We start from the raw sequence: 22999 nt of genomic DNA, 5'->3' as shown, positions 1-22999 counted from the left end.
CCGGCTGGTCAGGACCTGAGCAGCACTTTGTTGGAATCGATTGCCGCGGCGATTTGCGCATATTGCGTCTGCCGTTCCTGTGCCGCCTCTGCACTGCGCAGCAGCACTTTGCCAGCCTCCTCAAACATCTTGGCTGCTTCCCTGTTGACTGCAGCCTGCGCCGACGCACGGACCGGGATCAGAGGACGGTTTGTTTTTTGCGCCGGGTCAGTTGAACTGGTGACCGTCACCCGCCCCCGGTTCGGATCCCTGTTCTGGCGGGCCAGCCGCTTCAGCTGCTGAGAAGTGTCCTGCAGGACTTCCCGCACCTCTTCGTAGTCGGTGCCATCGGGTATCCCGTCCGCCGCAGCCTCCAGACGTTCGGACAAGCAGTCAACCTGCAGCGACGAATCGCCGGTGGAACTGCAGAAAGCCTTGGCAGCTGCCAATGTGCTCAAAAGCTCGCTTAGAAATGCGGCTGAGCCGAATTCCCCCGCAGGCACGACCACAGTATAGATGAGCCCCCCTGGAGCCTGAGCCAGAACCGGCCCGCCCGCCAGACCGAGACAGGCAGCCCCCGCTGTCAAACTCTTTAACACCACTCTGAACATAGTTTCCCTCTCCATTCGCTGTCAGGCATCACAGAACTCTTTTCCGCCGATCAGATGTTCGCAGCTGGGCGGCATTTCGCTGGAAAACGGATCACACAGCACCATCATGTTGTTCAAAAACAGATGACTTCCTAAGCTTAATCCATCCGAACCTATGAGGTTGTTTACCTATGTATACCAGTATTTTCCGGGGAATACCCCTTATTCTGCCGATCATCTTTGCCGGACAGGCTGCTCTGGCACAGGCGGATCCATCTGCGCTCGACGAAGCCAAAAGACGGCTCGCCTGCGGAGCGGGAACGCCAGTCTCTGCCAGCTATCTGCCCGATGGCGCCCTGCAAGTCACCTGCCAGGCCGCGGGAGCCCAATCAATAAGCGGTGTCACTGGTCAGGCGCTGCCTGCCACCGGGCTTTCAGCGGGAGCCGCCGCCGGGGCAATCACCGGATTACTGTTCATTGCAGTGGTTGCAAGCGACAGTGACTCCGCAGGTACAACCACGTCATCCACGTCAGCGGACTGAGAGCAGGCAGGCTTAGGATTGGCGGCCGCACATAAGGGAACCCCCGTCATGTGTTCACCGGGCAAATCCATGCCCGAAAAACCGGACACTAACACCCTGATGAAAAGGCAGGCATCATACATTTTTCAGCGGGGAGATGGTACCGCCTCCCCGGCTTGAACGGGGGACCTCTGGATCCACAATCCAGCGCTCTAACCAACTGAGCTAAGGCGGCACTGAGGGGGCATTTATAGCACGCTCCAGAGGCGTGCAAGAGGTTTTTCACCTTTCTGTTTCAGAAATCCGCCTCATAAGAACCCGCGTGGCGATGCCCCCAGCAGGACACACAAACTGGCGCGGAGCGTCACCCGCAACCGCTTGCATTTGCTCCAGAATTCCACCCCTGCGCCTTATGATGCCACAGCTTCCTGAAAAGTAAGATGCCAGGTCTGCTCCACCAGTTCCTGGCCATAATTACGCACTGGACAGCTGTCCTGCAGCTGCCATCCGAAAGCGCGGTAAAGGGCGCAGGCGGTGCGGTGGCTTTCGTGGGTCTTCAGCATCATGGCGCTGTATCCGGCGGAGCGGGCGAAGGCCATGCACTCACGCAGAAGCCGTTTGCCCAGCCCCTTGCCGCGCGCCTTTGGCGTCAGCAGGAACAGGCGCAACTGTGCTGTCTCCCGGTCTTTCTTCATGCAGAAAACCGTGCCCAGGCGCTCCTTGCCGCTGACCGCCACCCAGCCGCGCTCACACGCCGGATCATGAGCCGCGCAGAAGCTGTGCAGAATCTCCGCGACCTGCACTCCGAAACTGCTGTCGAACCCGGCTTCCCGGGAATAGAGATCCTGGTGGCGGGCCACCAGCCATTGCATGTCGGTCGGGGCGAATCGGCGCAGCGTTACATCCATCATGCAGGCAGTGTAACGCAAACCCGGCTTGCGTTTCAGCCTGCGGCGGGCTAGCACCGGCATTCAAGCGGCTGACTGCCAGTGGAGTGCAATATGGGCATCAATACCGAACGCGACGTTGAAGCAAACATGCAGATCGGGCCGACCGACCAGGGCATGGTGCGGATCTTCATCGAGGCGGATGGTGTCGAGATCCCGATGGACTTTGACCCGGAAGAAGCAGAAGAGATCGCTGACGAACTGCGGGCGGCAGCGCAAGCGGCACGCACCGTCAAATAAGACCAGCTTTCAGAAAATCCGCCTCTGTTTTCAGACGAATTTTCGAAACTGCATTTTTAGCTATTATATCTATCTAAAGCCCCAGGGCTCACCTTTGTGCTCAGCCAGTTATCGGAGTGAGTAAGATGGTGAACCTGACGAGCAGCACAGCCAACCCCTTTTTCTTTTCGGCTCAATTGACCGCTGCGACCAGCGGCGCGCGCGCCACCTTGGGCGGAATCAACCCGGCCCTCGGTATGAGTGCCGACGAATTGCAGCAGGAAGCCAATGCCCTGTTTGGCGGCCAGGGCCGCCACGGAGCGGAAAGCCTGCCGCCCGCCGCCCATGGATGGGAAAAGCCGCAGGTCCAGACTGCTGCCGTGAAACTGGGCGGCGCCCCCGCTGCCCCTGCACCGGACGCCGCGCCGCAGTCCGCCCCCTCCGCTGAGCAGCCAGCCCCGGAAGCTACCGTCGTCTTGCAGCCGGCGCCCACTCTGTCAGAGAGCCCAACTGTAGAAGTTCTGCCGCCGCAGGAGGTGACCCAGGCCAGCGCCGCCAGCCCGGAAGCCTCCTATTACGAGAAACGCATTTTCGAAATGGCCAAAGCACTGCACACTCTCGCCTCGCAGCCTTGGCCGGACAATTCGGTGGCTCTTATCCTGCTGACCGGCCTGCCGGAAGAACAGGGCGAACCCCCTGTGCAGCCTGCAGCAGAGCAGCCGCAAACCCCTCCCCAGGACATCCCAGCCATAGTGACGGACACGGCGGGCACCGCAGGCGACGACACGGTTGAACTGCGTGCAGATGTGATCCGCCGGGTGGCCACCGGTGACGGAGCCGATGCAGTTGCGCTGGAAGGGCGCATCGTGCAGGGCGTTCACACCGACCGCGCCTCCGCCCGCCCCTTCGAAGGCCCCGGCTTCGGCTATGGCCGCCGGTTCAACCGCATGCAAGGCCTTGCGCTCGGGCACCAGTACGCGCCAGGCCAGGCGCGCAGGCAGGCACAGTTTTCCAATGCGGATTCGGTCTCGATCCGCGCCCGACATGCCCGCAATATCAGCACTGGCGGCAGTGATGACGCCATCGCCATCCAGGCAGGCACCCTGCGCGGTGTCCGGGCGGGACGCGGCGACGACAGTATTGCGGTCGCCGCTACCCTGGTGTCACGGATCCGCGGCGGCGCCGGCAACGACGTGATCTCGGTCGCAGCTCAGCGCGCCCTGCGCGGCCCGAACGAAGGTGCCGCACCAGTTTACAATGCCGACGCCCCAGCGGCAGAGAAGATGCGCCAGGCGCTCAGCAGCTATGCCCAGGTCAGCGGCGGCAGCGGGGATGACCAGATCACCCTGCAGGTGGGTGAGACTCTGGCCGCTCGGGGCGGCAGCGGCGACGACCGCTTCACCCTCCAGGGCGGCACCGTGGCACTGCAGTACAGCCTAGGAGACGGCCATGACACGGTCGAACTGACAGAAGGTGCAAACGCCGTCGTGCAGCTGCGCGAAATGGGTGCCTCCGCCTACAGCTCCACCCGCGACGGCGACACGCTGACGCTGAACTTCGACACCGGCGGAAGCATCACTTTCACCAACGTTTCCCAAGGCGGCGCCATCGGCGTAGCGACCGGCCGCAACGCTCCCATTGCGCTGCTGCACCAGCCCGCAGCACTGAACGCAACGGCCTGAGCCGGCAGAGCTATCAGCAGCGCACCGCAGGTGCGCTGCCCGGTCCAAGGCTGCCAGGAGGTGCCGGCCCAGCCGGGGCCTCTGCAGGCGCGGGAGCGCCGCCGGATCACCAGTCAGGCTGTTCCTCAGCTGCTCCGCCTAGCAGCTGCCCATCCTTGCCCGGGCGCGGATCGCGCAAGGCCTGCAGGCGGCGGGCCGCATCCATGGCAAACTTCTGCACCAGCTTCTTGCGCCGGGCCGGCGCCAGCTTATCTTCAGGTGCCATGCGGATGATTTCCGCATCATATGGGTCGGCGATGATCAGCCCGGTGCCATCCGGCAGCAGTTCGGTTGGGAAATCCATGTCCACCGCCCAGAAGTAGCGGTCGCACCATTCCAGGTAGCCCTCCCACTTGCTGTCGGACTGAAAATCGGCGCGGCTGGACTTGCACTCGATCACCCAAAGCTCGCCCTTGGGACCCAGTGCCATCACGTCCACCCTCAAACCGCGAGCCGGCACGAATTCCTCAAGCGGCGCAAACCCCAGCGAGCGCAAGTAACGCGACACCCCGCGGGCAAGTTTCTGGCCTGGTTGCAGATCTTCCATCATGCAGATGAATGTGAACAATCAGGGAACAAAATGCAATGCAGCGCTTTCGTTGTGAAACGCACACGCAACGCCCTTGCCCCCTTGTATCGGCGCCTCTGGCAGCTTACTTACGGGCTTGGCGGGTTCTGCCCTTCTCGTGACAGGCAGCATTCCGGTGGCCTTAAGCAATTCCGAGGGAGCTGGCTCTGTCCGGATCCTGGTCCGTTTACCTGGCGCCCACCTGTATATACAGGTCCTCGGGAATCAAAGCCGCACGGTTGACTGGTGGTCCCGCCGCTTCTTCGCCCGTTAGTACAAACGAAATTCGCGCCCTCCGGGGAAAGCGCGGCAGAAGGTCAGTTGTATCGCAGTTCAGCGGCGGCGCAGTTGGCGCTGCTGCCGCGAGGTTTCCTCAGCCGGGACGCGCACCGTCCGAAATTCATGCGCCACCGGAGTGCCGCCGCGGGGGCCATCGTGTTTTTCGGCCATTGCCATCACTGCCCAGGCAAACTGCACGCCAGCAAACACGATGCCGTTCATGAACCACAACAGGAACACCGCCAGCAGCCCCACGTCAGAGGTAGAGACCAGAGCCCAAAGGTTCATCACATTGAACCACAGCAGCATTGCCACAAAAGCCGCAGCGATCCCAAAGCCGATCAGCACGTTGCGGATGTACATTTTCACCAGTTCAGGCATCTGAGTCCTCCAGAAAAGCAACACGAGGTTAGCAGTCTTTGCAGCGCCGTCCAGCACTTCCAGATGGGATGAGCGGAATATGCCGCACCTTTCCGTTCTCCCTGCCAGTAAAATAAAAAAGCGCGCCCAAAGGCGCGCGTTTTTGAATTTACGTCTGCAGCAAACGCCGGTTCAGAATGCTTCCGGCCGGGCCTCGCGCGCCATGTGATCCAGCACGGCGTTGACAAACTTCGGCTCCTTGCCTTCGGGGAAGAAGGCGCGCGCGATGTCGACAAACTCGTTGATCACCACCTTGGGCGGGGTGTCGGACTGGGTCAGCTCGGCACCGGCCGCGCGGAACAGCGCCCGCAGGGTCGGGTCAATGCGGGCAATCGGCCATTTCGCCACCAGCGCGCGGTCGGTCATCTGGTCGATCCGCGCCTGATGGTTCACCGCTTCGCGCACCAGCTTGCGGAACACGGCAGTATCGCCTTCCGCCATCTCGTCGCCCTCATAGACAGCGCCAAAACGGTGGTCCTCAAATTCGACGATCACCTTGTCGAAGGTGAGGCCGCTGTGTTCCATCTGGAACAGCGCCTGCACAGCGTAAAGCCGCGCTGCCGATCTCATCTGATTCTTGCCGTTGCCCTTGGGGCGGCTGTCCTGGGTGCTCATGCGCTGGTGGATCCGTTGTCTGAACCGGCAACCTGATACGCCCCTGCGGGCGCCTTGAAGCCGATGCCTTTGGTCTGGGCGCCCCACTTACGCGTGAGTGCGATCAGATGCAAGGCCGCAGCCGCCGCGCCGCCGCCTTTGTTCTGGTCGGCGGTATCGGCGCGCACCTCGGCCTGCTTGCGGTTTTCCACGGTCAGGATGCCGTTGCCGATGCACAGGCCCTGCAGCCCCATCAGCTGGATCGCGCGGGAGCTGTCGTTGCAGACGGTGTCATAGTGGGTGGTCTCGCCGCGGATCACGCAGCCCAGCGCCACGTAGCCGTCAAAGTTGGAGGTGCGGTCAGCGATAGCGATGGCGGTCGGCACTTCCAGCGCGCCGGGCACTTCGGCGATCTCAAACGTGCCGCCTGCGGCTTCGATCTCCGCAGCGGCGCCCGCGACCAGGTTGTCAGCGATGTCCTTGTAGTAAGGCGCGACAACAATCAGCAGCTTTACCGGCTTGTCGAACTCCGCGCGCGCCAGGGTGTAGTGGGTTTCATGTCCAGCCATATCAAGCGTCCTTCAGAATGGGGCGGCTGCCGGTGATGGCCAAGCCATAGGCGTCCAGCCCGACGTATTTGGTCGAGGGCGAGTCGGTCAGCAGGACCAGTTCATGCAGTCCCAGGCTCGACAGGATCTGGGCGCCGATGCCGGTCTGCTTGATGGTCACGGTGCGCGGGCCTTCGTCCTCGTTGGCGTAAAGCGCATTGCGCGGCTGGCGGAACAGGGTCACAACACCGCGGCCTTCTTCGGCAATGATCTCCATCGCGCGGGGCAGCTGGCGGGCGGACTTGGGGCCGAGGCCCAGGATGTCGGTTGCCTCATGCAGCGCATGGGTGCGCACCAGCACCGGCTCCGGCGTGGTGATATCGCCCTTGATCATCACCACATGCTCGATGCCATGGGTCTGATCGGTGAACAGCCGCATTTCCCACTCGCCGCCGATTTCGGAGGTCACGGTCTCGCGGGAGGTCTCCACCACCAGATTGTCGTTGCGGGCGCGGTAAGTGATCAGATCGGAAATGGTGCCGATCTTCAGCCCGTGTTTTTGCGAATATTCGACCAAGTCGGGCAGACGCGCCATGGTGCCGTCTTCCTTCATGATCTCGCAGATCACCGAAGACGGGTAATGGCCCGCCAGACGGGCGACGTCGCAGCCGGCCTCGGTGTGGCCCGCTCGGACCAGCACCCCGCCCCGGCGGGCGCGCAGCGGGAAGACATGGCCCGGGGTTGCGATGTCGGCAGCGGTTTTCTCCGGATCGATGGCGGTGGCCACGGTCAGTGCACGGTCGGCTGCGGAAATGCCGGTGGAGACGCCCTCACGCGCCTCGATGGAAACGGTAAAGGCGGTCTCGTGGCGCGAGGAGTTGTGCAGCGCCATCATCGGCAGGCCCAGCTCCTCGATCCGCTCGGCCGGCATGGTCAGGCAGATCAGGCCGCGGCCGTGGGTTGCCATGAAGTTGATCGCCGCCGCATCGGCATGCTGCGCCGGGATCACCAGGTCACCCTCGTTCTCGCGGTCCTCGTGGTCGACAAGAATGAACATGCGGCCCTGGCGGGCCTCTTCGATGATTTCTTCAATCGGGCTGATGGCATCGCGCAGTTGCGCCTCAACCGGCCCCGGTGTTTCAAAGCTCATGTGGCAGCCTTTCAATGCGCATGGGCAGCACGCCTGGCACTGCGGGTTCTTTCCCAGCCAGATAGCCCAGGCCGGCGGCAATTGCCAGTCCTGCAAACGGCAACCGGACGTCCGGACGCGTCCTGTGCAGGTACGCACGGGTTGCTGAGGGGCGCTGCCCCTCGGCCTCCGGCCTCACCCCGGAGTATTTTCGAAAGATGAAGGGACGGGCCCGTTCAGCCCGCTTCCTGCAGCCGGGCGACGTAGCGGGCCAGGGTGTCGATTTCCAGGTTGATGCGGTCGCCCAGCTTCACATCGCCCCAGGTGGTGACTTCCTTGGTGTGCGGGATGAAGTTGATGCCGAAATCGCAGCCGTCCACATCATTCACCGTCAGCGAGGTGCCATTCAGCGCGACCGATCCCTTGGGCGCGATGAAGCGGGCCAGAGCCTGAGGCGCGCGCAGGGTAACACGGGTGCTGTCGCCCTCGTCTTTCATCTCCACCACTTCGGCGACGCCGTCCACATGGCCGGAGACGATATGGCCGCCCAGCTCATCCCCCACTTTGAGGGCGCGTTCGAGGTTCACCCGCTTGCCCACGGCCCAGCTGTCCAGGTTGGTCTTGGACACGGTCTCTGCCGAGATCTGCACGTCATACCAGTCATCGCCGAGGGCGATCACCGTAAGGCAAACGCCGTCCGAGGCAATCGAGGCGCCGAGGTCGATGCTGGCGGTGTCGTAGGCGGTGCGGATGCGGGCGCGCAGGTCACCCTGCTGTTCCAGTTCGGCAATGGTGCCCACATCGGTGATGATGCCAGTAAACATGGGTGCGCTCCCCGCAGGTCATATGTCATTCCTGCCGCAGAGGTAGCCAAGCCGCGCGGTCTTCACAAGCCCTGGCTTGTGTTTGCAACCTGCCCAGCCATAGTTTCGCCCCAGTCAAATGTTAATCAAATCCTGAAACCGCTCCATTAAAATACTCTTCGTGATGCCGTACGCCGCTTTGAAACACCGCAGCTTCCTGTTCCTGCAAGGCCCTCATGGACCTTTCTTTGCCGCGCTTGGTCGGATGCTGATGGCCGCAGGATGCGAGGTGGCGCGGGTGGGGTTCAATGCCGGCGATGAGGCATTCTGGCGCCCCAAGGCCAGCTACCTTCCCTATAACGACAACCCGCAGGATTGGCCTGATTATCTGGCGGGACTGCTGGAAAGCCGCGAGGTGACGGACATTGTCCTTTACGGGGATACCCGCCCCATACACGCAGCCGCCGTTGAGGCGGCGCGGCAGCGTGGCATCACCGTGCATGTCTTTGAAGAAGGTTATCTGCGCCCCTATTGGGTCACCTATGAACGCGGCGGAGCCAATGGCCATTCGCGGCTTATGGAAATGACCGTATCCGGGATGCAGGAAGCGCTGGCGATGTCTGATATGGAGGCACCGCTGCCACCTGCCCACTGGGGCGACATGCGCCAGCACGTGTTCTATGGCGCGCTGTACCATTGGTTCGTGATGTTCCGGAACCGCAAGTACCGCAATTTCCGGCCGCACCGGGCGCTGCCAGTGACCAAGGAATTTCAGCTCTACCTCAAGCGCCTGCTGCTGATGCCCGTACAAGCACTGGAGCGGCGGCTGGCAGAGCGGCGTATCCGCAATGGCGGGTTTCCCTATCATCTGGCGCTGCTCCAGCTTGAGCATGACAGCTCCTTCCAGATGCATTCCCCGTTCACCAGCATGGGCGATTTCCTGGCGGAAGTGATTACAGGTTTTGCGGAAGGCGCGCCGCGTCATCACCATTTGGTCATCAAGGCGCATCCGCTGGAGGATGGCCGCGCCCAGGTGCGCCGCACCCTGCGGCGGCTGGCGCGGGAGCATGGCGTCGAAGGCCGGGTGCATTATGTGCGCGGCGGCAAGCTGGCACAGCTGCTGAATGAGGCGCGCAGCGCGGTGACGGTCAACTCGACCGCCGGCCAGCAAGTGCTGTGGCGCGGCATCCCACTGCGGGTGTTCGGCCGTGCGGTCTATGGCAAGCCGGAGTTTGTGTCGGAACAGCCGCTGGCCCAGTTCTTTGCAGCCCCTGCGCGCCCTGACAGCCGCGCCTACAAGGATTACCGGCGCTTCCTGCTGGAAACCTCGCAGGTGCCGGGCGGGTACTATTCCCGCGAAGGCCGGCGCCAGCTGCTGCGCCAGGTTGCCGACATGATGCTGGCAAGTGAAGACCCGTATGACGCACTGCGGCTGGGCACAGCGGCACCACGGCAACAGTTGCGGCTGGTGACCTGAAGCAGACCTGCCCTAAGACTGGATTTTTCCCTGCCATCCGGTTAGGTTGCCCCTAAAACTTGAGGCAAACAATAATTGGTCGAGGAGACCGAGCAGTGAAATCCGTTCCCCTTCGCTGGGCGCGCCCCGTGGCAATGCTGGCGGCATTGGTCCTTGCGGCGTCCTGCGGGCTGCCGAAAGTCGGCCCTAACAAGCGCCAGATTTTCGCCGGTTCGGTACAGCGCGAAGGCGATGCCTTTATCGTTTCGGTCAATGACCGGGTCGCCCGCGCCACAGCTGTGGTCCCGGCACTCGGCTTTTCCTCGGGGTTCACCTCGGCGGGTACACTTACTTCAGACACAATCCGCCCTGGCGACGTCCTCGGGCTGACAGTCTGGGAGAACGTCGACGACGGGCTGCTGGCAGCGGAAGCCACCAATTCCACTGTTCTGGAGGAGGTGCAGGTCGACAGCGCCGGCTACATCTTCGTGCCCTATGCAGGCCGCCTGCGCGCCTCTGGCAATACCCCTGATCAGTTGCGCGAAACCATCACCCGAAAGCTTGAGGACCAGACCCCCGACCCGCAAGTGCAGGTGCGCCGGCTGGCAGGAGACGGTGCCACGGTCAGCCTGACAGGTTCTGTGGGCGCACAAGGTGTCTATCCGATCGAGCGCCCGACCCGCACATTGTCGGCGATGCTGGCCCAGGCCGGCGGCGTGACGATACAACCTGAAATTGCGCAAGTCACCGTTATCCGGGGCCAGCAAAAGGGCAAGATCTGGTTCCAGGACCTGTTTGACCACCCGGAGCTGGACGTGGCCCTGCGCGGCGGCGACCGGATCCTGGTCGAGGAAGACACACGCTCATTCACCGCACTTGGCGCGACATCCGCACAGGCACGGGTACCGTTTGAAAGCCAAGATCTGTCGGCGCTTGAAGCCATTGCCCAGGTCGGCGGCCTGATCTCCACCGCAGCAGACCCAACCGGCGTCTTTGTACTGCGCAACGAACCGGCCGAGATTGCCAACCAGGTGCTGGGCCGCGATGATCTCATCGGTGCACAGCGGATGGTCTATGTGCTGAACCTGACCCAGCCGAACGGGCTGTTCATGGCCCGCGACTTTGTGATCCGCGACGACGACACGCTATATGTCACAGAAGCGCCCTACGCTCAGTGGACCAAGACGATCTCCCTGCTGCTGGCCCCGGTGGGATCGCTGGCCAGCACCTCCTCAGCGGTTAGCGGCTAAGGGAAGATGCGCCTGACTGCAGGCCGCCAGGAAGCCGGGAGCGCAGCGTCCCGGCTTTTTGTCTACAACGGCGGCTTTCTGACTCAACCCCGGGTGCGGCGTATCCTTGAGCTGTCCGGCTATTCCATCCGCTTGGGCCTGCCTCAGGCGGAGGACCACGTCGGCATCTGGGGCGCCTCGCCCACCGCGCATCGCGGGCAGGCCGTCGCCGCAAAACGCGGCTGCGGACTGCTGCGGGTAGAGGACGCGTTTCTGCGGTCGCTTCACCCAGGCCGCGCCGGAGAGCCGCCTGCGGGCCTGATGCTGGACCGCTCAGGCCTGCATTTCGATGCGGCTGAGCCGTCGGACCTGGAACAGATGCTGGCGGCCCACCCTCTGGATGACGCGCATCTGATGCAACGGGCGCGCGACGCCATTGCCCGCCTCAAGTCAGCACATCTCAGCAAGTACAGCGCGTTTCATCCCGGCGAAACAGTTCCCGCGCCAGGCTATGTGCTGGTTGCAGATCAAGCGCGCGACGATGCCTCCGTTAGAGCCTCCCGCGCGAATCGGGCACGGTTTCTGGAAATGCTGGCGTTTGCACAGGAGGAACATCCCGGCGCGCGGGTGCTGATCAAGGCCCATCCCGAGACGCTGCGCGGATACCGTGCGGGATACTATGGCACCGATGATGCGCATGGGCGTGTGGAACTGTTCACAGGCAGCGTCTCCCCATGGGCGCTGCTGGAGGGGGCGGTCGGGGTTTACACAGTCTCCTCGCAACTGGGTTTCGAGGCGATCCTGGCGGGCCACAAGCCACGGGTTTTCGGGCAGCCTTTTTATGCCGGCTGGGGGCTGAGCATCGACGAAGATGCTCCGCCCCGGCGCCAGCGGCAGCTGACCCGCGCGCAGCTGTTTGCTGCGGCGATGATCCTTTATCCCAAATGGCACGATCCGTTCCGGGACGAATTGTGCGAGCTTGAAACGGTTCTGGACAACCTTGAGGCCAGGGCACGGGCCTGGCGTGAAGACTGCCGCGGCTGGGCAGCCTCGGGCATGCGGCTTTGGAAGCGCAAGCCACTGCAAAAATTCTTTGGTGCGGAAAGGCGGGTTCTGTTCACTGAAGATCAGGGCAAGGCACAGGCCAGCGGACGCAGGCGGATGGTCTGGGCTAGCAAGGCCGCAGAGACCCACGCAGACGCGGCGCGGGTAGAGGACGGGTTTCTGCGCTCCCGCGGGCTGGGGGCGGAACTGGTGCCGCCACTGTCGCTGGTGACCGATCGGAAAGGGATCTACTACGATCCGCGCCAGCCATCGGACCTTGATGCGCTGATTTCCCGGCGAGTTGAGATGACCCAGGCTGAGGAACGGCGAGCGGAGCGTCTTGTGCAATCCCTGATCAGGGACGGTGTTTCAAAGTACAACCTAGGCGGCGCGGCCACCGCCCTGCCCGAAGGCCGCCGCATCCTGGTGCCAGGCCAGGTTGAGGACGACGCCTCGATCCTCTGCGGTGCCGGAGAGATCCGGACCAACCAGGATCTGCTACGCGCTGTGCGGGCAGCCAATCCGGATGCAGTTATCATCTACAAGCCGCACCCGGATGTGGAGGCGGGATTGCGGCAGGGGCAGATTAAAGCAGAGGAATTGGCGGACCTTGTCGCCTGTCAGGCAGACCCGATGGCGCTGCTGGCCGCCGTTGAGGAGGTCTGGACAATAACCTCGCTTCTGGGCTTCGAGGCGCTGCTGCGAGGGGTTAAGGTCACTGCGCTTGGCACCCCCTTCTATGCCGGTTGGGGGCTGACAACCGACCTGGCGCCGGTTCCGCCCTGGCGGCGGGCGCAGGTGCCGCTGCTGGGGCTCGCCCACGCAGCTTTGATCGACTATCCGCGCTATTTCGACCCGGTGACCGGCCAGCCCTGCCCGCCGGAAGTGGCGGTGATGCGCTTACGCCAGGGTCATCTGCCGCATCCGGGCCTCAGCAACCGGCTGCTATCAAAGCTGCAAGGACTATTCGCAACTTACTCCCATCTGTGGCGCTGACCGAAGCAGCGGCGCTCCCGCGCCCGCAGGATGCACAGCCTGCGCCCAGCCAGCGCGGAGCAAATTAGAAGGATTACCGCAGAGCCCGTGTCCAGCGATGCAGGATATCTTTGCCGACAGGGCGCGCCTCAACCAGCTCAAACCGCGGCGCTTCCTCCAGCCTTCCGATCCCCAGCGCGCCGATCGACGGCAGCCCCTCGGCACCGATGCCCAGGCCTGCGGTGAAGCCGATCAGCTCATCCACTAAATCAAATGCCAGCAGCGACGCCGCCAATGCACTGCCGCCCTCGCAGAACACCCGGGTGAGCCCAGCCGCCCCAAGCTGCTGCAAAACATCCCCGGCATCAAGCTGCACCCCATGCGACGCACAGGGAATCAGCCTGGCACCCAACCCCTCCCAGGCGCGGAGGCGCTCTTGATCAGCTCCATGGCCGTGGCACAGCCAAACAGGGACGTCCTTGGCGGTGCGGGCCAGCTGGCCCATCAGCGGCAGGTCCAGGTGGCGCGAGATCACAACCCGCACCGGCTGATGCCCGGCCCCCAGATCGCGCACAGTCAGCGAGGGGTCATCCGCCCGTGCGGTTCCACCGCCCACCATAACCGCGTCATGGCGGGCGCGCATCGCATGCACGGCACGGCGCGCTTCCGGCCCGGTGATCCATTTGCTTTGGCCCGATCCGGTTGCAATACGCCCGTCAAAACTGCTGGCCAGCTTCAGCGTCACCAGCGGACGGCCCTGCTCAGTCTTTAAGAAAAACCCGGCATGATCCCGCGCCGCCTGGGCACCCCAGATACCGGTTGTCACTTCGATGCCCGCATCGCGCAGCATCTTGAACCCATGACCCGAAACCCGGGGGTCGCTATCCTCGATTGCAGCAACAACCCTGGTCACACCGGCATCAATCAGCGCCTGCGCGCAGGGCGGTGTTTCGCCATGATGGGCACAAGGTTCCAAGGTCACATATGCGGTGGCACCACGCGCAGCTTGCCCCGCCTGTGCCAGAGCTTCGGTTTCCGCATGCGGCCGCCCGCCCGGCTTGGTCCAGCCGCGCCCCACAACACGGCTTCCTTGCACGATGACACAGCCCACAGCCGGGTTCGGCCAGCAGTTGCCCTGCCCGCGCCGCCCCAGAGACAGCGCCAGCGCCATGTAGCGGTGATCTGTATCCATTATTCTTCCGGCGCCACCGGCGGGCGCAGCTCGTGGACGAAATCCTCGAAGTCGTCTGCAGCCTGAAAGTTCTTGTAAACGCTGGCAAAGCGCACGTAGGCGACGGTGTCGATGCGGGCCAGCGCCTCCATCACGATCTCACCGATTTTCTTGGAAGGAATATCGGTCTCTCCCATGCTTTCCAGCCGCCGCACGATGCCAGAGATCATCTGGTCGATGCGCTCCGGCTCTATCGGGCGCTTCTGCATCGAAATACGGATTGAACGCTCCAGCTTGTCGCGGTCGAAATCCTCGCGCTTGCCGTTGGTCTTGATCACCACCAGATCACGCAGCTGCACCCGCTCATATGTGGTGAAACGGCCGCCGCACGCCGGGCAGAACCGGCGCCGCCGGATCGAAACGTGATCTTCGGCGGGGCGTGAATCCTTGACCTGAGTGTCGATATTTCCGCAAAATGGGCAGCGCATCCGCCTGCTCCCTCAATCCTGTCAGCCTGTTTATAGTGCCGGCGTTGTCCCGGTTATCCACAACTATAGGCGACCCTCCAGAATTTGGGTAGGGGGCATTTGCCGCCGCTACATAAAGAGGTTCAGGATAGATGCGCTGCAACCTGCCGCTGGTGCGGCGCATCGCGGTGTTCAAAAAGGTAGATACCTTGCCAGGTGCCAAGCGCTGGAGTGCCGCTTCGGACTGGAATCGACAGGCTGACAGGCATCATCGCGGCCTTGATATGGGCCGGCATGTCATCAGGCCCTTCATAGGTGTGGCGCAGATAGCTCATGGACGGGTCGGACGACGGTGGCACGAGACGGGCAAAAAACGCACTCAAATCTCCCTGCACCTCCGGGTCGGCATTTTCCTGAATCAGCAGGGAGCAGGACGTATGGCGGACAAACATCGTCAGCAGCCCGTCCTGAAAACCGGTGACAGACACCCAGGCCTTCACTTCGCGGGTAAATTCATAGAGCCCCTGCCCTCGCGTCGGAATGCTGAAATCATGCTGCATAAGCCCTTTCTGGACGGTGCAGGCCGCTCAGGCAACCCTGCAACAGAGCCCGCTGTTGTTATGGCAGCCAGCGATCACGCCCGGGCAGCCTGTCATAGCAATAGTTCTGCGCCGAGGTTACCCGCAGGCTGTCCCCTGCTTCGCGCACATTCAGCGACAGGCTGCCGGAGCGGTCAGGCACACCCGGCGGCAAGCCGAAGGCAAATTGGACTGCTTTGCGGCCAGGCCGGTTCACCGACGGCCCCTCTCCGCGCCAGACATAAATCCGCTGGTTCACCGGTGCCCGCAACTGGCGGATGGCAAAATCGGCGATGCTGCACCAGTAATCCTGCGCGCCGGAGCGGCTCCGGGCTACTACTTCCCAAACGCCTTCGGAGACCGGCAGCACTTCATTTCGGTTGATCGCCCTCCATGCGGATGCAGGCACCGGTACGGACAAAACCAATGCCAGAATTCCTGACAGCCAAAGTCTCTTGCAGGTCATCTCAACCTCCTACTCCGCCATCCGGAATGACCGTGGATTACAATACCTTCACGGCCGCCCGAACGGCACAAAACAATAATCGAAAGCTCTCTGGACACTCATTCTATCACCAGCTTGCAAGCTGTTAACAGACCTGTATCCGCCAGATGGAGGCGTTTGGGCCAAATTTGGATCCAGTGTGAACTGAACTGCGGACCTGCGCCCCGTGTTTTCACTGGGCCCCAGACCACGCGATATTTGCAAGGCGGCACTCCAGGGAGCCCCGATAACACGGTGGGCATAGTCAGCGGCACCGCACCAGAACAAGTAACCGTTTCCAGTTCTTGGTATCACTTCAAAAATGCCGTCCTGCATTTCATTGACGCGTATGCTGTGGCGGCTGGCGTTGGCTTCAGAGCTGCCGGAAAGCCCCAATGTCAGGACCGTGGCGGTGATAACAACAGCGGAAACAGGTTTCATAGCGGCACCCTTTCATTCAACAAGTCACAATGCACTGGCCCAGCTTTCAGGGTAAGGAATTCTGAAACACAGACCATACACACTGCTGTGCGGGCAGATCCGCTCTCAGGCTTCAAGCCAAGACACAGCAAGGTGCCACGGCACAGGCTTTGGAAACTCCGAATAATCGCAAATTCTTAAGCGGTTCAGCTGGCATCGCTCTGCCGCCTGCCGCGGGCAGCCTGCCAAACGGTTGTTGCCAGCTCATCCTGCGCGCTCCTCGCTGCGGCCGCAAAAATCTGTGGCCGCCTGTGAACCCGCTCAGCTTTCGGGGAGCAACTACAGCGCAGGTGCCTGCACGCAATACCCATAGCCCTGCTGCACTGACAGGCTTTCACCCGGACGGAACCCCAGCGACAGCCAGCCCGTCTTGGGCTGCACGCCAGCCTGTTCCGGGTGAAGGGAAAATTGAACCGAGGACCGGCGCCCTGTGGTGACGCTGACATCGCGCCCGCGAACGACATAATACCGGTCAGTCCAGTTCGCGCCGAGCACCCGGCGGGCATATTGAGCGCCAGCACACCAATAGTCCCAAGTTCCGCCAGAGCGTCCCGGCACCACCTCGTAAACGTAGTCGTTGACAGGCAGAACACGCACTCCGCGGTTGGCAACAAATGTATCGGCAGCAGCGGGGGCGCCTGAGGCACAGGCCAGCAAAGCAGCAGTGATGAGGTTCTTCATCCGGAAATGTCCCTTTGTTCGCCTCAACATAAGGACTAGCCGCAGTGCCTCCAAGGGGCGATCACCGTCCTGACCGCAACCTCTCGCAGATGTGTGCCTGCAGGCGTCAAGCCCGGACAGGAAAAGGAATGATCTCTGCGCTCTCCTGTTGAGGAGCCAGCACTTCTTCGAGAATGGCCAGAACCGCTGCATCAGGTGCAGTTCCGGTTTCGGGATGAAACCGAGTCCGGGCCTGATGGCGCAGCATGTTCCGGGTGTGTTCGCTGCTCATCTGTTTCAGAGCGTCGCCCTGGCTGGCCATCGCCTCCACCATGAACTGGTTGGCGCGCACCAAGTCATTCAGCGACTGGAGCTTTCTCTGCAGCGCATCCAGCGCTCCGTTCAAATCGGCATGTGCAGACATCTTCTTCCCCCCGGAAGGTAAATGCGAATGCCGCGAGTTTATGACCCTGGCCGCAAACGGGCAACGCCACGGTTAGCAAATGGTTAACGCCGAAGGTTCAATTCCGGCAGCGCAATGTGGCCGGTGTAGCGCACCAGCAAGCCGACCCTTGGCAGGCTGGCGGCGATGTCGAACCCCAAATGCCCCTGCTGTGTTTCATACTCCATGGACGCGCTTTCCGGACACAGAACCTTGGGCAGCGGAAACCCGAACAGGCGGGCTTTTTCTACCGAAACCTTCAGCGCGCCCTGCTGCATCCGGACTGAAAGCTCCAATTCGACCGGTCCAATGCGCTCCAGCGCGCGGCCCCTGCGCGCGTCATAGCGGAGGACCGACCGGGTCTGATGCTTGCCGAAAACACGCCGCCAGATGTGACCATTTCCCTGTGGAGTGACGTCCAGCCGGAACCGGGTCTGCGGCATCGGCGGCGGGAAGCCTGCCAGCCGGGCCAGCAGCTGCGCCCAGCGGTTTCCGCCCTCGACACGAACAACGCCAAAACTGCGTTCAGGCGGCTCGGCATGAAACCGCATCAGCGCCGGCGGCACCTGCAGAGATTTCGCAGCGATGATTTCGCCAAAGGCGTCCCTCATCCGCCATAGCCCCCCAAAGCAAAGCGATCGCGGACTTCGGGACTGGGGATCATGCAAGTGTCACGCCGCCCGAACAGGCGGTAGCGGTTGCGGGCGATACTGAAATAGAGCGCATCCTTCAAGCGCTGCGGCAGAAACCGGCATACTGACAAGGCCGGCCATGGCCACGGCAGCGCCCGCATCGCCGCGGCAAAGGCATCAAGGCGCTGATGGGGGCGGCCGTCAAAGATCACAAGGTTGGTCTCGAAGTCATCCGCAGGCAGGCCCAGTTCATTGTACAGCCGCTGCCCCAGCGGCGATTGCGCGGTGGCAAAAGAAAACCGCCCGGCCCGGTCATGGCGCAGCATGAAACGGAAGAAGCCGGAACACAGCACGCATTCGCCGTCGAAAACGATGAGGTTCCGGGGCACCTGAACCAGGCTTGCCGCCTTGCCTGTCACTTACTCCCACTCCCCCGTTTCCATAGAGTATGCCTGACCCGCCGCAACTTTTGCGTCAAACAGCGGCATAGGGTAGCCGCTGAGCACACTGCCCGCATCACACCGCAGGTGCGCCAGTTCCACACCATACTGTTCGACGACGACGCCCCCTTCCATAGGGTTCTGCGCTCCTGGATCCTTCGAAATACTGTAGTAAACGATGTAGCGGACATCGCCGTTGACGAAAATGGCTTCTTCCCAGATTGACCCGCCGATGCCCGGCCAAGGTGTCATGTCCACGTCCCGCACATCTCGTTTCATTTCGAGTTCCGGCTGCCGCCCAGGTGTCCCAAAAACATAAGTCGCCTTTTCCTCCTGCAAACAGGTCGTCAGCGTTTTTACTCCGTCCTTGAATGTACAGGAAACCAGCGTCTCGGCGCCCTCAGGACATGCCAAAACTGCCGCAATATTGGCCAATAGAAAGAGGACGGACAGGAAAATCCTCAAAATACATCTCCATGAAATGCAAAGGCGCCCCGTGGGGCGCCTTCTGACTTACTGGTCCAGGAAACTGCGCAGTTTGCGCGAACGGCTGGGGTGCTTCAGTTTCCTGAGCGCCTTTGCCTCGATCTGGCGGATCCGTTCGCGGGTCACGCTGAACTGCTGACCGACTTCCTCCAGGGTATGGTCGGTGTTCATACCGATGCCGAACCGCATCCGCAGAACCCGCTCCTCACGCGGGGTAAGCGAAGCCAGAACCCGGGTGGTGGTTTCCTTGAGGTTTTCCTGAATGGCGCTGTCCAAGGGCAGCACGGCATTCTTATCCTCGATGAAATCGCCCAGCTGGCTGTCTTCCTCGTCCCCGATCGGGGTTTCGAGAGAGATCGGCTCCTTGGCGATCTTCATCACCTTGCGGACCTTCTCCAGCGGCATCTGCAGCTTGTCGGCCAGCTCTTCCGGGGTCGGCTCGCGGCCGATCTCGTGCAGCATCTGGCGGCCGGTGCGGACCAGCTTGTTGATGGTCTCGATCATGTGGACCGGGATCCGGATGGTGCGGGCCTGATCCGCGATGGAGCGGGTGATCGCTTGTCGGATCCACCAGGTCGCATAGGTCGAGAACTTGTAGCCGCGGCGGTATTCGAACTTGTCCACCGCCTTCATCAGGCCGATGTTGCCTTCCTGGATCAGGTCCAGGAACTGCAAGCCGCGGTTAGTGTATTTCTTGGCGATCGAGATCACCAGCCGCAGGTTGGCCTCGACCATTTCCTTCTTGGCCTGGCGGGCTTCTTTCTCGCCCTTCTGGACCTGCTGCACGATGCGGCGGAATTCGGAGATATCCAGGCCGACATACTGGCCCACCTGGGCCATATCAGCGCGCAGTTCCTCAACCTTGTCAGTGGAGCGTTCGATGAACATCTGCCAGCCGCGGCCCGGCTTTTCGCCCATGTCGGCCAGCCAGTTCGGGTCCAGCTCGCGGCCGCGGTAGGCGTCCACGAACTCGCGGCGGTTGATGCGGGCCTGGTCGGCCAGCTTCACCATCGAGCTGTCGATCTGCATGACGCGGCGGTTGATGCCATACAACTGGTCGATCAGCGCCTCGATACGGTTGTTGTGCAGGTGAAGGCCGTTCACCAGCTCAACGATTTCAGAGCGCAGCGACTGATAGCGTGCCTCGTCTTCGCTGCTGAAGGAGCCGTCCTCGTTCAGGGTTGCCGAAATCCGGCTGTCCTGCATTTCGCTCAGTTCGGCGAAATCGGTAGAGATCCGCTCCAGCGTGACCAGCACCCGGTCCTTGAGCGCAGCCTCCATAGCAGCCAGCGACATGTTGGCCTGATCATCGTCGTCGTCATCGTCGTCATCCTGGGAGATCGGATTGCCGTCCGCATCCAGTTCCGGGCCTTCATCCTTGGCCGGTTTGGCGGATGCCACTGCAGACGTGTCGACAACGGGCTCTTCTTCGCCATCCTCATCCATCTGATTGCCAAAAGTGGCCTCCAGATCGATGACGTCGCGCAGAAGAATGTCCTCGGACAAGAGCTCGTCGTGCCAGATTGTGATCGCCTGGAAGGTCAGCGGGCTTTCGCACAGCCCAAGGATCATCGTATTGCGGCCTGCCTCGATGCGTTTCGCAATTGCAATCTCGCCTTCGCGGGACAGCAGCTCAACCGATCCCATCTCGCGCAGGTACATGCGCACCGGATCATCTGTCCGATCCAGCTTTTCGGTCTGGGCGCCCGCCAGCGCAACCTCGCGCGGGCCTTCAGTGGTCACAAGGTCGGTCGTGCCCTTGTTCTCTTCTTCCTCGGCCTCTTCGTCCTCGATGATGTTGATGCCCATTTCGCTGAGCATCGACATCACGTCTTCGATCTGTTCCGAGCTGACCTGATCCGGCGGCAGAACCTGATTGAGCTGATCGTAGGTGATGTAGCCTTTCTCGCGGGCCTCCGCGATCATCTTCTTGACCTGAGCCTGGCTCATGTCGAGGGAGATTTCGGCGTCCTGATCGTCAGGTTTGCGGTCGTCGGTGTCTTTGGCGGCCATTAAATGCTCCTACTCAGGGGCTGCGGGGCGATTCGCTGAGCGAATCATTAGCGCGATCATCTGATTCGTCACCCCGTTTACCCAATTTTCCTGTGCTCTTCCTTAGCAAAACGCAGAATCACCCCCGCGTGTTACTTCTCGGAGAAGCCGATCCGGTCCAAAAGGGCGCCGAAGGCATCACGCTCATCCCGGTTGAGCCGCGCGCCATTCTTGCCCACGTCATACGTTGCTTTGTCCTCGTTTTCGCTGCGCACGGCCTTGTTCTTGGCCTCCGCCGCCTGCCGCAGCCGCCAGGTCAGCGCCTCATCCGCAAGGCCATGCAAATCCTCTTCGGCTTCTGCCAGTTCCGCATCCAGCCCGCGCAGTGTTTCGAGTTTTGCGAGTTCTTCGGCCAAGGTCATGCTGGCCAGTTCGGTGTCACCGGGTTTGCGCAGGCAGGGGATGATTGCAACGTGGCGAAGGGCAAAGAGGTTTTCAAGGGCATGAGGGCCCAAAGACCAGTCGATTTCCTCGCGCAGCCGCTCCGGCGCGCTGATGCCGTGGCGCAGCACCATGTCCCGCAGCGCCGCCAGATCCGGGTCGGCGCATTGCAGCCGCTCCAGGCTGGTCTCGAATTCCGGAATCACTTCCGGTGTGGTGATAGCGGTTGCCAGGATCACCGCCTCGCGCATCGCGGCAAAGGATTCATCATCAGCTCCCGCCACCAGCGAGGCCCGGGTGGTTGCCCGCGGCTGCGGGATCGGGCCAAAGCCCTTGCCCGGCTTCCATGATGCCCGGGCGCCATCGCGGAACCCGCCGCCCTTGCCGCTGCGCTGCTGGTAGCCGCCGCTGTCACGGTTGCCGCGGAACAGCTGCCAGCGCATTTCCTTGACGTCTTCGCCATAGTGCTTGCGGATCGAGGGGTCGCGGATCAGCTTGATCTTCTCGCGCAAACTCTTGTCCAGCGCCGCCTTGCGCTCCGGGCTGTCAAACACCTTGCCCTCGGTCTCGCGCTGCCACAGCAGCTTGACCATCGGCATCGCCTGATCCAGCACCGCCTGCACCGCCTCAGGCCCTTCGCTGCGGATCATGTCGTCCGGATCCTTGCCCTCCGGCATGATGGCAAAGCGCAAGGATTTGCCGGCCTCCAGCAGGGGCAGCGCCAGATCGATCAGCCGCATGGCCGCACGCAGACCTGCAGTATCGCCATCCAGCGCGATGATCGGCTCGTCCGACATCCGCCACAGCATCTGCAGCTGGTTTTCAGTGATCGCGGTGCCGAGCGGCGCCACGGAGGACTGGAAACCGCCCTCCGACAGCGCAATCACATCCATGTAGCCTTCGGCGACAACCAGCGTGGAGCCGCGCCCGGAGGCCGCCCGCGCCGGCCCGTGATTGTAAAGGCTGCGGCCCTTGTCGAACAGCTCGGTCTCAGGCGAGTTCAGGTATTTGGCGTTGTCGTTCGGGTCCATCGCCCTGCCGCCAAAGGCGATCGCCCGGCCGCGCGCATCGCGGATCGGGAACATGATCCGGTTGCGGAAGGTGTCATAAGGCTTGCCGCCTTTGTTCGACGGTTTGGCCAGCCCCGCGCCGATGATCAGATCCTCTGGCACATTCTTGCCGCGCAAAGCGTCCCACAGGTTCTGCCAGCCGTCAGGGGCAAAGCCGATCTCCCAGCGGTCCAGCGCCTGCGCCGTCAGGCCCCGCCGCTGCAGATAGGCGCGGGCGTCTTGGGCGGAATTGGTTTTCAGCTGCAGGCGGAAGAACTGCACCGCCCGCTCCATCACATCTGCCAGCAGCGTCCGGCGGTCCTGTTTCTCCTGCGCACGCGGATCGCGCTTGGGCATTTCCATGCCCGCTTCCCCTGCCAGAATTTCCACCGCCTCCATGAAACCGACATTCTCGGTCTCCTGGACAAACTTCAGCGCGTCGCCCTTGGCGTGGCAGCCGAAGCAGTAATAGAACCCCTTGCGGTCCTCCACGTGAAACGAGGCGGTCTTTTCGTGGTGGAACGGGCACGGCCCCCAGAAGTCGCCCTTGCCCGGCTGCGATTTGCGCTGGTCCCACATGACCTTGCGCCCGACAACATCAGAAATGCTGATGCGGGTGCGCAATTCATCCAGAAAGCCGGGCGGCAAGGACATA

General features: G+C 62.3%; 25 protein-coding genes and 1 tRNA gene. 6 read left to right on the top strand and 20 right to left on the bottom strand.

What is annotated here, in order from left to right:
* Window positions 1-8: 8 nt before the first annotated feature.
* Complete coding sequence (locus A9D60_RS23600; protein WP_254656789.1) at window positions 9-578, bottom strand: hypothetical protein; 570 nt, start codon at window positions 576-578, stop codon at window positions 9-11.
* A gap of 182 nt (window positions 579-760) precedes the next feature.
* Here A9D60_RS23600 and A9D60_RS25800 point away from each other — a divergent pair, with 182 nt between their 5' ends.
* Window positions 761-1111, top strand: a complete 351-nt coding sequence (locus A9D60_RS25800; protein WP_083194348.1) for a hypothetical protein — start codon at window positions 761-763, stop codon at window positions 1109-1111.
* A gap of 137 nt (window positions 1112-1248) precedes the next feature.
* Here A9D60_RS25800 and A9D60_RS23595 read toward each other — a convergent pair.
* Window positions 1249-1325, bottom strand: a tRNA-His gene (locus A9D60_RS23595).
* Window positions 1326-1500: 175 nt separating this feature from the next.
* A complete protein-coding gene (locus A9D60_RS23590; protein ID WP_065269923.1) occupies window positions 1501-2001 on the bottom strand; it encodes a GNAT family N-acetyltransferase in 501 nt (166 codons plus the stop codon).
* Between the two features lie 90 nt (window positions 2002-2091).
* Here A9D60_RS23590 and A9D60_RS23585 point away from each other — a divergent pair, with 90 nt between their 5' ends.
* Window positions 2092-2277 carry a DUF6324 family protein gene (locus A9D60_RS23585; protein ID WP_065269838.1) on the top strand — a complete coding sequence of 62 codons (186 nt, stop codon included), beginning with the start codon at window positions 2092-2094 and terminating at the stop codon, window positions 2275-2277.
* Window positions 2278-2402: 125 nt separating this feature from the next.
* Window positions 2403-3938, top strand: a complete 1536-nt coding sequence (locus tag A9D60_RS23580; protein WP_065269837.1) for a hypothetical protein — start codon at window positions 2403-2405, stop codon at window positions 3936-3938.
* Between the two features lie 106 nt (window positions 3939-4044).
* Here the strand turns inward: A9D60_RS23580 and A9D60_RS23575 are convergent, their stop codons facing one another.
* The 6 genes from A9D60_RS23575 to A9D60_RS23550 all read right to left on the bottom strand — a co-directional run bounded on the left by A9D60_RS23575 (window position 4045) and on the right by A9D60_RS23550 (window position 8339).
* Window positions 4045-4527: an MmcB family DNA repair protein gene (locus A9D60_RS23575; RefSeq protein ID WP_065269922.1), complete on the bottom strand. Its 483-nt coding sequence runs from the start codon at window positions 4525-4527 to the stop codon at window positions 4045-4047.
* Between the two features lie 351 nt (window positions 4528-4878).
* Entirely contained in the window at window positions 4879-5205 is a 327-nt protein-coding gene (locus A9D60_RS23570) for a hypothetical protein (RefSeq protein ID WP_065269836.1), read from the bottom strand.
* Window positions 5206-5376: 171 nt separating this feature from the next.
* Complete coding sequence (nusB, locus tag A9D60_RS23565; protein WP_065269835.1) at window positions 5377-5859, bottom strand: transcription antitermination factor NusB; 483 nt, start codon at window positions 5857-5859, stop codon at window positions 5377-5379.
* The gene (locus A9D60_RS23560; protein WP_065269834.1) at window positions 5856-6407 is read right to left on the bottom strand and encodes a 6,7-dimethyl-8-ribityllumazine synthase; all 552 of its coding nucleotides are present in this window, start codon (window positions 6405-6407) and stop codon (window positions 5856-5858) included. The genes nusB and A9D60_RS23560 overlap by 4 nt, the downstream gene beginning before the upstream one ends.
* A gap of 1 nt (window position 6408) precedes the next feature.
* Entirely contained in the window at window positions 6409-7536 is a 1128-nt protein-coding gene (gene ribB / locus A9D60_RS23555; protein WP_065269833.1) for a 3,4-dihydroxy-2-butanone-4-phosphate synthase, read from the bottom strand.
* A gap of 215 nt (window positions 7537-7751) precedes the next feature.
* Entirely contained in the window at window positions 7752-8339 is a 588-nt protein-coding gene (locus tag A9D60_RS23550) for a riboflavin synthase (protein ID WP_065269832.1), read from the bottom strand.
* Window positions 8340-8502: 163 nt separating this feature from the next.
* Here A9D60_RS23550 and A9D60_RS23545 point away from each other — a divergent pair, with 163 nt between their 5' ends.
* The 3 genes from A9D60_RS23545 (at window position 8503) to A9D60_RS23535 (ending at window position 13043) form a co-directional block, all read left to right on the top strand.
* On the top strand, window positions 8503-9795 hold the full coding sequence (locus A9D60_RS23545) for a capsule biosynthesis protein (RefSeq protein WP_065269831.1): 1293 nt from the start codon (window positions 8503-8505) through the stop codon (window positions 9793-9795).
* 95 nt (window positions 9796-9890) lie between these two features.
* Window positions 9891-11024, top strand: a complete 1134-nt coding sequence (locus tag A9D60_RS23540; protein ID WP_065269830.1) for a polysaccharide biosynthesis/export family protein — start codon at window positions 9891-9893, stop codon at window positions 11022-11024.
* Between the two features lie 6 nt (window positions 11025-11030).
* The gene (locus A9D60_RS23535; RefSeq protein ID WP_065269829.1) at window positions 11031-13043 is read left to right on the top strand and encodes a capsular polysaccharide biosynthesis protein; all 2013 of its coding nucleotides are present in this window, start codon (window positions 11031-11033) and stop codon (window positions 13041-13043) included.
* A gap of 73 nt (window positions 13044-13116) precedes the next feature.
* Here the strand turns inward: A9D60_RS23535 and ribD are convergent, their stop codons facing one another.
* From ribD to dnaG, 11 genes are all read right to left on the bottom strand, one after another.
* Window positions 13117-14214, bottom strand: coding sequence for a bifunctional diaminohydroxyphosphoribosylaminopyrimidine deaminase/5-amino-6-(5-phosphoribosylamino)uracil reductase RibD (ribD, locus tag A9D60_RS23530; RefSeq protein ID WP_083194347.1), 1098 nt, complete (start codon window positions 14212-14214; stop codon window positions 13117-13119).
* Entirely contained in the window at window positions 14214-14681 is a 468-nt protein-coding gene (gene nrdR, locus A9D60_RS23525) for a transcriptional regulator NrdR (RefSeq protein ID WP_019294728.1), read from the bottom strand. Before nrdR ends, ribD begins: the two co-directional genes overlap by 1 nt.
* A gap of 122 nt (window positions 14682-14803) precedes the next feature.
* Window positions 14804-15220 carry a secondary thiamine-phosphate synthase enzyme YjbQ gene (locus tag A9D60_RS23520; RefSeq protein ID WP_065269828.1) on the bottom strand — a complete coding sequence of 139 codons (417 nt, stop codon included), beginning with the start codon at window positions 15218-15220 and terminating at the stop codon, window positions 14804-14806.
* Window positions 15221-15278: 58 nt separating this feature from the next.
* The gene (locus A9D60_RS23515) at window positions 15279-15704 is read right to left on the bottom strand and encodes a hypothetical protein (RefSeq protein ID WP_065269827.1); all 426 of its coding nucleotides are present in this window, start codon (window positions 15702-15704) and stop codon (window positions 15279-15281) included.
* A gap of 777 nt (window positions 15705-16481) precedes the next feature.
* Window positions 16482-16883 (bottom strand): hypothetical protein, encoded by a 402-nt coding sequence (locus tag A9D60_RS23510; protein ID WP_065269826.1) that lies wholly within the window; start codon window positions 16881-16883, stop codon window positions 16482-16484.
* Between the two features lie 106 nt (window positions 16884-16989).
* Window positions 16990-17286 carry a hypothetical protein gene (locus tag A9D60_RS23505; RefSeq protein WP_065269825.1) on the bottom strand — a complete coding sequence of 99 codons (297 nt, stop codon included), beginning with the start codon at window positions 17284-17286 and terminating at the stop codon, window positions 16990-16992.
* An 83-nt stretch (window positions 17287-17369) separates the two neighbouring features.
* Window positions 17370-17915 carry a DUF4166 domain-containing protein gene (locus A9D60_RS23500; protein WP_065269824.1) on the bottom strand — a complete coding sequence of 182 codons (546 nt, stop codon included), beginning with the start codon at window positions 17913-17915 and terminating at the stop codon, window positions 17370-17372.
* Entirely contained in the window at window positions 17912-18355 is a 444-nt protein-coding gene (locus A9D60_RS23495) for a thiol-disulfide oxidoreductase DCC family protein (RefSeq protein WP_254656788.1), read from the bottom strand. The genes A9D60_RS23500 and A9D60_RS23495 overlap by 4 nt, the downstream gene beginning before the upstream one ends.
* Complete coding sequence (locus tag A9D60_RS23490; RefSeq protein ID WP_083194346.1) at window positions 18356-18841, bottom strand: hypothetical protein; 486 nt, start codon at window positions 18839-18841, stop codon at window positions 18356-18358. It lies immediately after the preceding gene.
* A 48-nt stretch (window positions 18842-18889) separates the two neighbouring features.
* Complete coding sequence (gene rpoD, locus A9D60_RS23485; RefSeq protein ID WP_065269823.1) at window positions 18890-20875, bottom strand: RNA polymerase sigma factor RpoD; 1986 nt, start codon at window positions 20873-20875, stop codon at window positions 18890-18892.
* Between the two features lie 131 nt (window positions 20876-21006).
* Window positions 21007-22998, bottom strand: a complete 1992-nt coding sequence (gene dnaG, locus A9D60_RS23480; protein WP_065269822.1) for a DNA primase — start codon at window positions 22996-22998, stop codon at window positions 21007-21009.
* Between the last annotated feature and the right edge of the window lies 1 nt (window position 22999).

The organism is Leisingera sp. JC1, assembly GCF_001679925.1.
Classification (GTDB): Bacteria; Pseudomonadota; Alphaproteobacteria; order Rhodobacterales; family Rhodobacteraceae; genus Leisingera.
The sequence above is the reverse complement of the archived record's forward strand: the minus strand, read 5'-3'. Positions and strand labels throughout refer to the sequence as shown.